This is a genomic window from Listeria aquatica FSL S10-1188 (assembly GCF_000525795.1).
In the GTDB taxonomy this organism is placed as follows: domain Bacteria; phylum Bacillota; class Bacilli; order Lactobacillales; family Listeriaceae; genus Listeria; species Listeria aquatica.
This window is the reverse complement of the sequence record NZ_AOCG01000015.1, coordinates 1-12,339: the sequence shown is the minus strand read 5'-3', so window position 1 is coordinate 12,339 and position 12,339 is coordinate 1. Positions and strand designations below refer to the sequence as shown.

4 protein-coding genes, 21 tRNA genes, 1 rRNA gene and 5 pseudogenes are annotated in these 12,339 nt (G+C 43.8%); 1 reads left to right on the top strand and 30 read right to left on the bottom strand.

Features of this window, described 5'->3' with window-relative positions; genetic code table 11:
* Window positions 1-31 precede the first annotated feature (31 nt).
* From MAQA_RS11805 to MAQA_RS11780, 7 genes and pseudogenes are all read right to left on the bottom strand, one after another.
* Window positions 32-1,663, bottom strand: coding sequence for an NAD-dependent malic enzyme (locus tag MAQA_RS11805; protein ID WP_036074166.1), 1,632 nt, complete (start codon window positions 1,661-1,663; stop codon window positions 32-34).
* 17 nt (window positions 1,664-1,680) lie between these two features.
* A pseudogene (locus tag MAQA_RS11800) lies at window positions 1,681-3,113 on the bottom strand (o-succinylbenzoate--CoA ligase).
* Window positions 3,114-3,118: 5 nt separating this feature from the next.
* Window positions 3,119-3,934 (bottom strand): 1,4-dihydroxy-2-naphthoyl-CoA synthase, encoded by an 816-nt coding sequence (gene menB / locus MAQA_RS11795; protein ID WP_036074164.1) that lies wholly within the window; start codon window positions 3,932-3,934, stop codon window positions 3,119-3,121.
* Between the two features lie 13 nt (window positions 3,935-3,947).
* Complete coding sequence (locus MAQA_RS15825) at window positions 3,948-4,280, bottom strand: alpha/beta fold hydrolase (RefSeq protein ID WP_052008586.1); 333 nt, start codon at window positions 4,278-4,280, stop codon at window positions 3,948-3,950.
* Window positions 4,228-4,743 carry an alpha/beta fold hydrolase gene (locus tag MAQA_RS15820; RefSeq protein ID WP_052008585.1) on the bottom strand — a complete coding sequence of 172 codons (516 nt, stop codon included), beginning with the start codon at window positions 4,741-4,743 and terminating at the stop codon, window positions 4,228-4,230. Before MAQA_RS15820 ends, MAQA_RS15825 begins: the two co-directional genes overlap by 53 nt.
* Window positions 4,740-6,480: pseudogene (gene menD / locus MAQA_RS11785) on the bottom strand (2-succinyl-5-enolpyruvyl-6-hydroxy-3-cyclohexene-1-carboxylic-acid synthase). The gene MAQA_RS15820 and the pseudogene menD overlap by 4 nt, the downstream one beginning before the upstream one ends.
* A pseudogene (locus MAQA_RS11780) lies at window positions 6,477-7,869 on the bottom strand (isochorismate synthase). The pseudogenes menD and MAQA_RS11780 overlap by 4 nt, the downstream one beginning before the upstream one ends.
* A gap of 145 nt (window positions 7,870-8,014) precedes the next feature.
* On the opposite strand from MAQA_RS11780, the pseudogene MAQA_RS11775 reads away from it, so the two are divergent.
* Window positions 8,015-8,954, top strand: a pseudogene (locus MAQA_RS11775) (1,4-dihydroxy-2-naphthoate polyprenyltransferase).
* A 48-nt stretch (window positions 8,955-9,002) separates the two neighbouring features.
* Here the strand turns inward: MAQA_RS11775 and MAQA_RS11770 are convergent.
* From MAQA_RS11770 to rrf, 23 genes and pseudogenes are all read right to left on the bottom strand, one after another.
* Window positions 9,003-10,161 (bottom strand): annotated as a pseudogene (locus MAQA_RS11770) (MFS transporter).
* 65 nt (window positions 10,162-10,226) lie between these two features.
* Window positions 10,227-10,298, bottom strand: a tRNA-Glu gene (locus MAQA_RS11765).
* 5 nt (window positions 10,299-10,303) lie between these two features.
* Window positions 10,304-10,394, bottom strand: a tRNA-Ser gene (locus MAQA_RS11760).
* 30 nt (window positions 10,395-10,424) lie between these two features.
* A tRNA-Asn gene (locus MAQA_RS11755) sits at window positions 10,425-10,496 on the bottom strand.
* 6 nt (window positions 10,497-10,502) lie between these two features.
* Window positions 10,503-10,576: transfer RNA gene (locus MAQA_RS11750), tRNA-Ile, on the bottom strand.
* A gap of 10 nt (window positions 10,577-10,586) precedes the next feature.
* A tRNA-Gly gene (locus MAQA_RS11745) sits at window positions 10,587-10,657 on the bottom strand.
* Window positions 10,658-10,680: 23 nt separating this feature from the next.
* Window positions 10,681-10,753 (bottom strand) — tRNA-His (locus MAQA_RS11740).
* A gap of 19 nt (window positions 10,754-10,772) precedes the next feature.
* Window positions 10,773-10,845 (bottom strand) — tRNA-Phe (locus tag MAQA_RS11735).
* A gap of 3 nt (window positions 10,846-10,848) precedes the next feature.
* A tRNA-Asp gene (locus tag MAQA_RS11730) sits at window positions 10,849-10,924 on the bottom strand.
* Between the two features lie 4 nt (window positions 10,925-10,928).
* Window positions 10,929-11,002, bottom strand: a tRNA-Met gene (locus MAQA_RS11725).
* A gap of 46 nt (window positions 11,003-11,048) precedes the next feature.
* Window positions 11,049-11,138 (bottom strand) — tRNA-Ser (locus MAQA_RS11720).
* A 24-nt stretch (window positions 11,139-11,162) separates the two neighbouring features.
* Window positions 11,163-11,236, bottom strand: a tRNA-Ile gene (locus MAQA_RS11715).
* A gap of 11 nt (window positions 11,237-11,247) precedes the next feature.
* A tRNA-Met gene (locus MAQA_RS11710) sits at window positions 11,248-11,321 on the bottom strand.
* A gap of 43 nt (window positions 11,322-11,364) precedes the next feature.
* A tRNA-Ala gene (locus MAQA_RS11705) sits at window positions 11,365-11,440 on the bottom strand.
* Between the two features lie 29 nt (window positions 11,441-11,469).
* Window positions 11,470-11,546: transfer RNA gene (locus MAQA_RS11700), tRNA-Pro, on the bottom strand.
* A 9-nt stretch (window positions 11,547-11,555) separates the two neighbouring features.
* Window positions 11,556-11,629 (bottom strand) — tRNA-Arg (locus MAQA_RS11695).
* An 18-nt stretch (window positions 11,630-11,647) separates the two neighbouring features.
* Window positions 11,648-11,736, bottom strand: a tRNA-Leu gene (locus tag MAQA_RS11690).
* Between the two features lie 17 nt (window positions 11,737-11,753).
* Window positions 11,754-11,825: transfer RNA gene (locus tag MAQA_RS11685), tRNA-Gly, on the bottom strand.
* Window positions 11,826-11,835: 10 nt separating this feature from the next.
* A tRNA-Leu gene (locus tag MAQA_RS11680) sits at window positions 11,836-11,917 on the bottom strand.
* Window positions 11,918-11,922: 5 nt separating this feature from the next.
* Window positions 11,923-11,995 (bottom strand) — tRNA-Lys (locus MAQA_RS11675).
* Window positions 11,996-12,036: 41 nt separating this feature from the next.
* Window positions 12,037-12,112: transfer RNA gene (locus MAQA_RS11670), tRNA-Thr, on the bottom strand.
* 4 nt (window positions 12,113-12,116) lie between these two features.
* A tRNA-Val gene (locus tag MAQA_RS11665) sits at window positions 12,117-12,192 on the bottom strand.
* A gap of 13 nt (window positions 12,193-12,205) precedes the next feature.
* Window positions 12,206-12,320: ribosomal RNA gene (gene rrf / locus MAQA_RS11660) — 5S ribosomal RNA — on the bottom strand.
* Between the last annotated feature and the right edge of the window lie 19 nt (window positions 12,321-12,339).

Below are 12,339 nucleotides of genomic sequence, written 5' to 3'. Positions count from 1 at the left end.
AGCTGGGGTCTAGGCTGACCCCAGCTTTTTATTATTCTTCATAAGCCGCTTTCCAGATAGCTTCTTGAACAGCACGCTTCACATCTGAAATCGGTCGGGTGTTCACTTGATCGCGAATGGCTGCTTCCACAACCGCTTCTGTAACAGCTTGTGAAACTCGACGAACCTCTTTTACAGGAGGAAGAAGAGAAGCACCAGGACTTTCTAAATCCTGTAATTCCCCTAAGCTGTTTGCTGCACTTGAAAGCATCCCCTCAGTGACTCGCTTCGCTTTAGAAATCACGATGCCAAGCCCGAGTCCTGGATAAAGCAAGGCATTATTCGCTTGTCCGATTTGATAAGAAACACCTTTATACTGAACTGGTTTTGAAGGACTCCCTGTAACAACAAGCGCTTTACCATCACTCCACTGAATCAAATCCTCTGCTTTCGCTTCTGCTAAATGCGTTGGATTCGAAATTGGCATAATAGCAGGTCGCTCTTGATAAGAACACATCGCTAGCACGCTTTCTTTTGTAAAAGCACCTGGTTGACCACTTGTACCAATCAAAATGGTAGGTTTTACACGCTCAATGATTTCTGTAAGATCTGTAAGCCCCAAGAATTCAGCTTCTTCACGTGCGAGCTTTTGTTGCCCAACCGTTAAATCAGTCATATCACTCGTGATTAAACCATTTCGGTCAATCAAATAGAACTGGTTGCGCGCTTCTTCTTCACTCATTCCAGCAAGAACTAACTCAAGTTTAATTTGCTCCGCAACACCAACACCTGCTGTTCCTGCACCAAAAATTAAATAGCGATGATTAGCAAGTTTTGTTTGTGTCACTTTACTCACTGCATGTGTCGCAGCAGCCATCATTACACCAGTCCCCTGGATGTCATCATTAAACGTCGTGAGCTGCTTCTTATATCGTTCAAGAATCACGCTGGCATTTTCACGACCAAAGTCTTCCCAGTGAAATAAAACGCCAGGAAAGGCCTTCTTTGCCTCTTCAACGAACTTATCAATAAACTCAAGATAGGCTTCGCCCGTTAATCGCGGTTTTTTCTTGCCGACGTAATTTGGATCGTTTAAAAGTTCCTCTCGACTAGTCCCATTATCAATCACGACAGGTAAAACACGTCTAGGATCGATTCCAGAAGCAACCGTATAAACTGCAAGCTTTCCTACGGCTATCATCACGCCACCAACGCCCCAGTCTCCAATGCCAAGAATTCCTTCGCCATCTGTAATAACAAGCAGATCCACTTGCTCCAAAGACTTACTTGCTTCTAGTAGAGCTGACTGAATCCACTCTGGATGATCGCTGTCGAGAAAAGCTGCTTCAGTCTTTTCCCCAAAATCTTTCGAGTAATTCATTACGCTATCCGCGATGGTTGGCGTATAAATAACCGGCAATAACTCTTCGATATGTTCTTCTATCAGCCGGTAAAACAAGATACGATTTGAATGATAAAGCGACATCAGATATTTATTTTTTGCATAGTTATCCGAGAGCTCGCTTAGCTGTTCATATTCAAGTGCCACTTGTTCAAGTAGCGTCCGAGTTTTCCCAGGCAGTAATCCGCACAACCCATAAAACTCGCGTTCTTGCTCAGTAAATCCAAGTCCTTTATTTAAAAACGGATTTTCTAAACGTGCTTTTCCCTTCAAGTCGGACATGTACGTTCCTCATTTCTTTAATTCTTTTCTTTCAATTTGTGTCGCTGAATTTTGCCAGAAGCCGTTCTTGGGAGGGTTTCATGGAAAACAAATCGTTTTGGTATTTTAAAAGAAGCTAGTTGCGCTTGTAACCTCGTTAAAATAGCTTTCTGGTCAATTTCTGAGCGAACGACGAGATGGGCAACAGGAATTTCTCCCCATTCTGCATTTTTCTCACCGACAACTGCCGCCTCCAAAATTTCTGGAAAACTTAACAGCACATGCTCAACCTCAGTTGGATAGACATTTTCACCACCAGAAATTATCAAATCGCTGCGTCGTTCGGATACAAATAGATACCCATCTTCATCCAGATAGCCCATATCCCCCGTTTTAAAATAACCATCCGAAAAAGCCTCTTTCGTTGCGCTTTCGTTATATAAATATCCCGCAAAAATCGTCGGTCCTTTAATCCAAATTTCCCCGTCGCGGTCTGTCTCCTGTTGCTTTACAATCTTTAATTCAGAAGGAAAAAGGATTTTCCCCGAGGAACCAATTTTGCCGTGAGCCTCTTCAGGTGAAAGTGAAACAACCTGTGAAGCCGTTTCTGTCATTCCAAACGACTGTACAAGTGGAAAACCACGCTCTAAACTTTTTGACACTACTTCGGCCGGAGCTGCACTACCACCAAGCAAAACAACTCGTAAATGGGGATGCACCTGAATGGTCGGCTCCCAGTCAAGCAAACGTTTTAACATGGTAAAGACAACAGAAATATGCGTCACTTTCCCACTTTCAAGAAGTGGTACCACTTTCGTCACATCAAATTTTCTTTCCAAATAAACCGGCATCCCATAAATCAAACTACGCATCAAAATCGACAGCCCACTAATATGAAAAATCGGCACCACACAAAGCCACGCATCACGTTCTTTCTGAAAGCCAAAATTAAGCATGGACGCTGTCGCACTGAAAAAATGGTTCCCAAATGTTTGCAAGACCCCTTTCGGCTTCCCCGTTGTGCCTGACGTATACATAAGCGAAGCAACATCCGCTAAGTCTAAGCTCGCCTCGGGAAAAACTGCGCCAGGAGTAGCTTCTAGCGCTGAAAAGGCCTGTACAGACACCTTTAAATCCGCTGCTTTTTCCGCGAAATCATCCTGAAATAGACAAAGCTTCGCCCCACTATCCGCCAGTTGATAATTCATTTCACTTACCGAGAGACGGTTATTCAAAAAAAACAGGAATCGCGCCAATTAATCCCATCGCATGAATCCAAAAATAGGTCGCTGCGTCATTTTGACCAAGCAAACCTACAAAATCTCTTTTTTTTAATTCCAAAAGCCGCAAGTCGCATCGCAAATGTCCTTGCCGTTTCATATACCTCCGCAAACGAAAACGACTTCCCTTCAAAATAAAGCGCAGTTTTCTCACCCGAAAGCTGCGCTCGCATTTTAAGCCAATTTTCCATTTCGATCACGGGAACTTCGGAAATTGATCGAAGTCTGGATCGCGTTTTTCCTTAAAGGCATCGCGTCCTTCCTTCGCTTCATCCGTCGTATAATAAAGTAAAGTAGCATCCCCGGCAAGTTGTTGAATGCCCGCAAGTCCATCCGTATCCGCATTAAAGGCTGCTTTGATAAAACGAAGCGCCGTTGGACTCTTCTTAAGCATCTCTTTCGCCCAAGAAAGAGTTTCCGTCTCCAGTTCAGCAAGCGGTACAACCGTATTAATCCAGCCCATCTCAAGCGCCTCATCCGCCGTATACTGACGACACATAAACCAAACTTCCTTCGCTTTCTTGTGACCGATCACACGCGCCAAGTAGCCTGAACCATATCCTGCATCGAAGCTTCCAACATTTGGCCCCGTTTGTCCAAACTTCGCATTATCCGCCGCAATTGTAATATCACAAACCAGTTGTAAAACATTACCGCCGCCAATGGACCAGCCCGCAACCATCGCAATAACAGGTTTCGGAATCACTCGAATAAGACGTTGTAAATCTAACACATTTAACCGTGGAATTTGATCCTCTCCTACGTAACCACCATGACCACGAACCTTCTGATCACCGCCCGAGCAAAAAGCCTTATCGCCTTCACCCGTTAAAATAATCACGCCAATTTTTTCATCATCACGAGCAATACTAAACGCATCCATCATTTCCATCACCGTTTTGGGCGTAAATGCATTATGTACATGCGGACGATTAATTGTCACCTTCGCAATTCCTTCAAAAGATTCATATTTGATCTCTTCGTATTCCTTTTCCGTTGTCCAGTTCACCATAAACTAACCCCTCCTATAAATAATCCTTACAAAAGCGCTGAATTATTCGTGCCGTCTCTTCTGGTGCCTCAAGCTGTAAAGCATGACCAGCACCCGCTATTTCATGATAAACCCGATTCGGCAGTTTCTCAAGCATTTCATTTGCAAGCCGTGTAAATTTTAAATCCTTCTCACCAGCAAGAAGTAAAACCGGAAGACCGATCTCTCCTAACTGATCCCAGTACGACGGAAGCGCACCCGTGCCAACTCCAATTAAACTTTTCGCTAGACCTTCCGCATCTTGCCCAAGCCGTTCAGCTTGAATTTTTTTTTTGACTAGAAACTGGGAGTTCGCGCTGAGATTCAAAAAGAGCGAGACGCTCCCAGTTTTGCACAAAGCAATTTATACCACTTGTGCGGAGTAAATCCACCCAGTGTGCATCTTTCTCGCGCCGCAAGCGGCGCTCCTTTTCTGATGAGAGCCCAGGAGAACTACTTATCAAAACAAGGCCAGAAAAAGCATCCGGATAGTCTGCAACAAGCGCAAGCGCGATCCTACCTCCCATCGAGTAGCCAAGAACAACCGGTTTTTCACCCGGACATTCCGCTTCGAAAATAGCGAGCAAAGCTTTCTCTGTCTCCTTAAGAGAATAATCGGCTAAGTCTTTTGAAACCGATTTCCCGTGCCCCGGTAAATCAGGCAGAATCACCGTACCAAATGACAGATATTCTAGCATTTCATCAAACGTTTGATGCGTTCCCGTAAATCCATGTAACATTAAAAATACTGGGCCCGGTCCAAAACGCTTCACTTCATAAAACAAATTCATTTTGATTCACGCTCAACCATATCAGCCACTTTTTGCCATAGCAAATCATGTCCCGCCTTATTTTCATGTCGATTGGTATGCACTTCAATAATATCAAGTCCTTTATGATAAGCCGCTTTATCTAGCGCATCACGAAAAGCTTCCGCTGCAAACACCTCTTCATAATTCGCATCATAAAGAGCCGCAGCATAACGAAAATCTAAATCCGTTGCTGTTCCAAACAAAGTTTCAAAGTGTTTTGATTCCTTACTTTGCGGCAAGAACGAGAAAATCCCGCCTCCATTATTGTTCACGACAACAATAGTCAAATTTAACTTGTACTTTTTCGCCATAAGTAAGCCATTCATATCATGATAGAAAGACAAATCGCCAATTAAAAGATACATAGGCTGAAGCACCGTACTGGCTCCAAGTGCAGAGGAAACCACACCATCAATCCCATTTGCCCCACGATTCGAAAGCATCTTAATTTTTTTTATCCGTCTGCATAAAATACGTATCCACATCACGAATCGGCATGCTACTGCCAATAAATAATCCCGACTCCTCTGGAAGCTGTTTCCTAAGTTCATACACAATTTGTCCTTCTTCAAGGCTCACAACTGAGTTCATATGCTCCTCTAAAACTTGCCGAGCCTCAAGATTATATCTTTGCCACCGTCCCAACCAATGATCTGGTTGTTCTACAGGCGCATCTTTCAAAGCATCCAATAAAAAGCGCTCATCGCAATGAATCATATCCGTCACGCCCTTCACAGGGTCTCGCCAAGCAGCTCCTGGATCAACAACAAATGTGCGTACATGAGAAAGAGATTCTAGCCAAATTTTCAGTGGCTTTGAAACAGGCATGCCTCCAAAACGAATAACAATTTCAGGCTCTATCTCCTCTTTAAACCGATCACTTTTCAGTAAAGCGTCATAATTATCCACAACAAGCTCATCTAGCTCTCCGTAAGAGCGAAGTCCAGAAAGTGGATCCGCCAAAATAGGCCAGCCAAAATTCCTTGCTGTTTCGATAAATTTAGATTCAATTTCTTTTTTATTGAGCGGCCCGACTATAAACAAACCTTTTTTCCCACTACAAGCCTGTACCATCTTAGAAAGAGCTTCTTCTTCAAGTACCTCATGCGTATAATAAATATGCACATGATGTCGTTTTTTATCCGTTTCTGCAAAAGGAGAAGGCTCTAAGACAGGTATCAACGGCTCTCGAAGCGGGAAGTTGACATGAACTGGACCGCGTGGTGTTTTAAGCGCAATATCAACCGAACGGCTACCATGCCATTTCGCATAGCGAATCATTTCATCTGAGTCCTCTGGAAGCGCCATATCCGTAAAACTTTTGACATGCGTTCCAAACAAGTGAATTTGATCCATCGCTTGAGGAGCTCCAACATTTCGCAACTCATGTGGTCTGTCTGCTGTAAGAACAATCAGTGGAACTTGTGACAAATTCGCTTCTGCAACTGCTGGAAAATAATTAGCAACCGCTGTTCCACTAGTCGCAAGAAGCACAACCGGACGCTTGGAGGCTTTCGCCATTCCCAGTGCAAAAAAACCGGCTGAACGTTCATCCACATCCACATGTATTTTTAATGTGGGATGCTCTGCAAATAAAAGCGCAAGTGGTGTAGAACGAGACCCTGGACTGATCACAGCATCCTTTACACCTGCTTGAACCAATTCTTCAACAAAAGCGCTTAAATAAGCTGTCATCGCTTCTTGATGATTTGTCATAATTCCGTTCCCCCTAGTACTCTTAGCATCGGTTGAAATTTAATTCGTGTTTCTTCTAGTTCTTGTTTAGGTACGGAATCCGAAACAATCCCGCAACCGGCAAACAATATGCCTAACGAATCCACAACAAGTCCAGAACGAATTGCCACCGCAAATTCACCTTCAAAGTCCATATCGACAAACCCAATTGGTGCACCATATAAACCTCGATCGTCTGTTTCCTTCATTCGAATAATTGCTTTCGCCATTTGCTGCGGTACGCCGCCAAGCGCTGGCGTAGGATGGAGTGCACGAGCAATTTCTGTAATCGTTACATCTGAGCGCTTTTTCGCTTTCACATTCATATAAAGATGCTGGATATCACGATTTTTTAAGAGTACCGGTTCACTTGAAACCGATAAATCATCTGTGAACTCACGAAGTGTATTTTCAATCATGTCAACCACGTAGCGATGTTCACGCAAATTTTTCGCATCCGTAAGCAACTCATTTCCGAGTTTTTCATCTTCTGCCTCCGTTTTCCCACGAGCGGCAGACCCAGCAACACAAGATGAATACACTTCTCCATCTGAGACAGAAACAAGACGTTCTGGCGTTGCACCGAAAAACAGTGCCGAACCTTTTTCTAGCACAAAGAAATAGCTGCTACTTTGTGTTTTAATCATTTGTTCCAAAATAGCCCCACTATCTACTTGATGATTGAAACGAAGACCCATCCTCCGTGATAAAACAACTTTATGTAAATCCTCGGAACCTTGCAACAAACTAACAATTTCCGCTGCATTTTCCAAAAAAGCATCTGGCTCTAGTTCCTTAGCAGAAACCAGAGTATCCACTTCTAAATTCGGAATAGCTGCGTTTGCAATCTTTTCCCACTGAGCTTGAACAGCTTCAAATTTATTGGTTTCATCATCTGGATAAATCACAACATTCACTGTCAGAAAAACTTTTTCCTGTTTTTTTGTGACCATGAAAAGCGGCAAATAAAACAAAGCATCTTTAAAAACCTGCCACTCTTTTCCAGTTTCACGTTCAGGATCAAAAGCAAAGCCACCAAAATAAAGAGGACCAGTTTGCTTGTCCGTTGCATTCGTAACTGTTCTAACCTTAAGAGCACGGATTCTATCTTCAAGACCTTTGTATCCATCTTTTTGTTTATCTTGAGCTAAAAATTGTTCAGTTACACCAAAACCTGCAAGTGTAAGTGTTTTTTCAGGATTTTGCCAAAAAAAATCGTTCTCCAGAAAAAGCATCTTTTGCTTTCTGATATAAAACAAGCGGTGAAACATCAGACGTAAATTCATGAACAAAACTAAGAAGCGCTGGCTCGTCCTTTGTCGCATGACGTTTTGCTTGTTCAAATAAAGCAAGAGGTAATGTGATTCCCATTTCTCATCTCTCCTTTACTACACTCTTTCTATTATATCAAAAGTGAACCCTTCCTGCCTAATTTTCGCTTTCTTTCTTAACGATTGACGAAATACGATTCTTTCCCTAAAATGAAGAAAGACCGTTTAAAAAGGAGCGAAAAAAAATGGCAACTCATGAAAAACAAGTTTTTGAAAAAGAATCTGGATTCAAAAAATGGTGGCGACTACTTCGTCCACACACTTTAGTTGCCTCTTTTGTTCCCGTCTTTTTAGGTACATCCGTTGCAATGAGCTATACAAATTTTCATTTCTTACGTTTCATTGTCATGCTGATTGCCTGTTTTTTCATACAAACATCCGCCAATTTATTTAACGAATACTACGACTACAAAAAAGGACATGATGACGAACATTCAGTAGGAAATGGAGGCGCCATTGTTCGAAACGGCATGCGCCCAGGATTTATTTTATTCCTTGCCATTTTCCTTTATATTCTTTCTATCTTAGGCGGAATTTATTTATCCATAGAACTAAACTGGTATGTTGGCTTGCTTGGCGCAATTTGTATGCTTGTTGGCTATCTTTATACTGGTGGCCCTTACCCCATTGCCTATACACCATTTGGCGAGATCATGGCAGGCTTTTTCATGGGAGGAATCATTACCTTTATTTCTTTTTACATTCAGGCAGAATTCATTGGAAAAGAAATCGTATACATATCCATTCCAGTAATGGTGCTCGTAGGTAACCTACTGCTTGCAAACAGTTTACGAGATCTCATTCCTGACAAAAAAAGCGGACGCCTCACACTTGCAATTCTTTTAGGACGTAAAGCAGGAACCACGCTGTTCGCCTTAGCCTTTTTATTCGCTTATGTCTTCGAACTTTCACTAATCATTTGGATGAATGCTCCTTACTGGACTCTAATTATCCTGCTTAGTGCAAGAGAAGCTATCCGAGCAGTTCGAGGTTACATTGGAAAGAGCGATCCCGTAACAATGATGCCGGCTATGAAAGCCACATCAAAAGCCATCACTTTTTTTTGGTCTATTACTGGCTATCGCGTACTTATTAAGCTTGCTTCAAAAGAATCTATTTATGTAAAACAAAAAGCAGTCGTATTCATGTGATCAAACGAATACGACTGCTTTTTTATGCCATTTTCTTTCTTTGTGTGAATAAGCCCAATGCTCCAAGCGCAAGCAAAATAGCAATCACATAATAAAAACTTACCGAACCAAGCATCCCAATAAGCGCTCCTGTTATACTTGGGCCTAGGATGCTCCCCATACTAAAGCACATCCCCACCAAAATGTTTCCAGCAGGAAGAAGTTCTACAGGCGTCAAATCGGTCATATAAGACAGCCCAAGCGAGTAAAGTGATCCGACAAGAATTCCTAGAACAAAAAAGAAGGCCAGAAAAAGCCAATCTACCGAGATGAAAGCAAGCGAGAAAAAGACAAGGCTTCCTAAAAAAAGTAAGAATGGGTAACACTTTTCCTCGTCCCATTTTATCGCTAAAAATCCCAATCGGAACTTGGAATAAAATCGTCCCTACTGAAAAAGAAGAAATAATAGACGTGATTAAAAACGTATTCATATTGTCTCGTAAGCCAACAATCGGAAACGTTGCATTCAAGCCTGTTTCAAGCACCCCATATAAAAATGGTGGAATCATAGCCACCCATGCAAATTTAAGCACTGCAGAAAATCGCTTCATGCTCGCAAAAAAGGAAATCTTACGTATTGCCTCTCCTTCAGAAATAAATTCATTCCGAATAAACCAAATCAACGACCAAGCTATCAATACGAGAACACCAGAAGCATAAAAAGGGAAATTTGGACTAATATGTGTCAAATTAACTAATTGCGGGCCAATTGCGAATCCAAGTGAAAAAAACAATCCATAAACGGCCATATTCCTTCCGCGTTTTTGCGGCTCTGTCATTGCTCCAATCCAAGTCTGAGAAGAAAAATGCAGCATATGGTCCCCGACGCCAATAATTAATCGAAGGAAGAACCAGAAAAACAAATTAAACCAAATTGGAAATAACAATAAAGCGATAGCAACTAAAAAACCGCCCATTAAAATAATCGGCTTAAATCCATATTTATGTAGTGGGGCCTCAATGAACGGTGAAATCAAAAGAACGCCAATGTAAATCCCTGTAGCGTGAAAGCCATTAATGCCAGAACTAATCCCATTTTCTTCAAAAATAATCGAAATCAGTGGTAAAAGAAGTCCTTGCGAAAGACCCGAAATAGCCACAATAATTGTTAAAATCCAAAACTCTTTTCTCTTACTTTGCAAAGAAATCCCCTCCTTTTTTAACTAAAAGAAAAACAATGCCTAGAAACCTAAGCATTGTCTTAAAATGACCCGTACGGGATTCGAACCCGTGTTACCGCCGTGAAAGGGCGGTGTCTTAACCGCTTGACCAACGGGCCTAAACTGGCGGAGAAGGAGGGATTTGAACCCTCGCGCCGCGTAAACGACCTACACCCTTAGCAGGGGCGCCTCTTCAGCCACTTGAGTACTTCTCCATAATTATCATAAATCCTTCTAAAAAGGAACTCCACAGGTAGGACTCGAACCTACGACCGATCGGTTAACAGCCGATTGCTCTACCACTGAGCTACTGTGGAATAAAGTGGGCCTAAGTGGACTCGAACCACCGACCTCACGCTTATCAGGCGTGCGCTCTAACCAGCTGAGCTATAGGCCCCAAATAAAAGAGCGGGTGAGGAGAATCGAACTCCCGACAACAGCTTGGAAGGCTGTGGTTTTACCACTAAACTACACCCGCATATAAAATTAAAAATGACAAGGGGCGGATGATGGGAATCGAACCCACGAATGTCGGAACCACAATCCGATGCGTTAACCACTTCGCCACACCCGCCATGGGCAAAAGTTTAAAGTGGCTTGGGACAGAATCGAACTGCCGACACCTTGAGCTTCAATCAAGTGCTCTACCAACTGAGCTACCAAGCCAAATGGCGGTTCCGACGGGATTTGAACCCGCGATCTCCTGCGTGACAGGCAGGCATGTTAACCCCTACACCACGGAACCATAATTGCGGGGACAGGATTTGAACCTGCGACCTTCGGGTTATGAGCCCGACGAGCTACCAGACTGCTCCACCCCGCGACGATAATATAAAATTTGTCCACTAGTCATATGAATAAAAGAAAAACGGAGGAAGAGGGATTCGAACCCCCGCGAGCTTTTACACCCCTGTCGGTTTTCAAGACCGATCCCTTCAGCCAGACTTGGGTATTCCTCCATGATATAAAAATGAGATGACAAGTGGACCTTGCAGGACTCGAACCTGCGACCGGACGGTTATGAGCCGTCTGCTCTAACCAACTGAGCTAAAGGTCCAAGAAATAAAGTAGCGGCGGAGGGAGTCGAACCCACGACCTCTCGGGTATGAACCGAACGCTCTAGCCAGCTGAGCTACGCCGCCATAAAAAGAATTTCTGTAGATAGATGCTACTTTTAAGTTAATTTGGTGGAGCCTAGCGGGATCGAACCGCTGACCTCCTGCGTGCAAAGCAGGCGCTCTCCCAGCTGAGCTAAGGCCCCAAAGTTAAGGTAAGAACATATTTAAAACATGGTCGGGAAGACAGGATTCGAACCTGCGACCCCTTGGTCCCAAACCAAGTGCTCTACCAAGCTGAGCTACTTCCCGTATAAAAAGCGCGCCCAGAAGGAGTCGAACCTCCAACCGCCTGATTCGTAGTCAGGTACTCTATCCAGTTGAGCTATGGGCGCAACATAAAACAATAATAATGGTGCCGAGGACCGGAATCGAACCGGTACGGGTATCACTACCCGCAGGATTTTAAGTCCTGTGCGTCTGCCAGTTCCGCCACCCCGGCATCGGGGACTAGCTAAAAGCGGAAGACGGGGTTCGAACCCGCGACCCCCACCTTGGCAAGGTGATGTTCTACCACTGAACTACTTCCGCAATATAAAAGTGCGGGTGAAGGGACTTGAACCCCCACGCCTCGCGGCGCCAGATCCTAAATCTGGTGCGTCTGCCAATTCCGCCACACCCGCAAAAGTGAGCCGTGCAGGGTTCGAACCTGCGACCCTCTGATTAAAAGTCAGATGCTCTACCAACTGAGCTAACGGCTCTTCCTATTATCTGACTTACAACGTAAGTCTAACAATAAAAGTGGTGCCGGCTGCAAGAGTCGAACTCGCGACCTACTGATTACAAATCAGTTGCTCTACCAACTGAGCTAAGCCGGCTTTATGGTGGAGGTTAACGGGATCGAACCGCTGACCCTCTGCTTGTAAGGCAGATGCTCTCCCAGCTGAGCTAAACCTCCAAAATAACACCTTGCCCGGCGGCGACCTACTCTCACAGGGGGAAGCCCCAACTACCATCGGCGCGGAGAAGCTTAACTACCGTGTTCGGGATGGGAACGGGTGTGACCTTCTCGCCATAGCCACCAGACAAGGAATATGAAAGAACG

Coding starts and splice junctions, on each gene's coding strand:
- menB (WP_036074164.1), bottom strand. CDS start 3,934: ATGGTGAACTGGACAACGGAAAAGGAATACGAAGAGATCAAATATGAA.
- MAQA_RS15820 (WP_052008585.1), bottom strand. CDS start 4,743: ATGAATTTGTTTTATGAAGTGAAGCGTTTTGGACCGGGCCCAGTATTT.
- MAQA_RS11805 (WP_036074166.1), bottom strand. CDS start 1,663: ATGTCCGACTTGAAGGGAAAAGCACGTTTAGAAAATCCGTTTTTAAAT.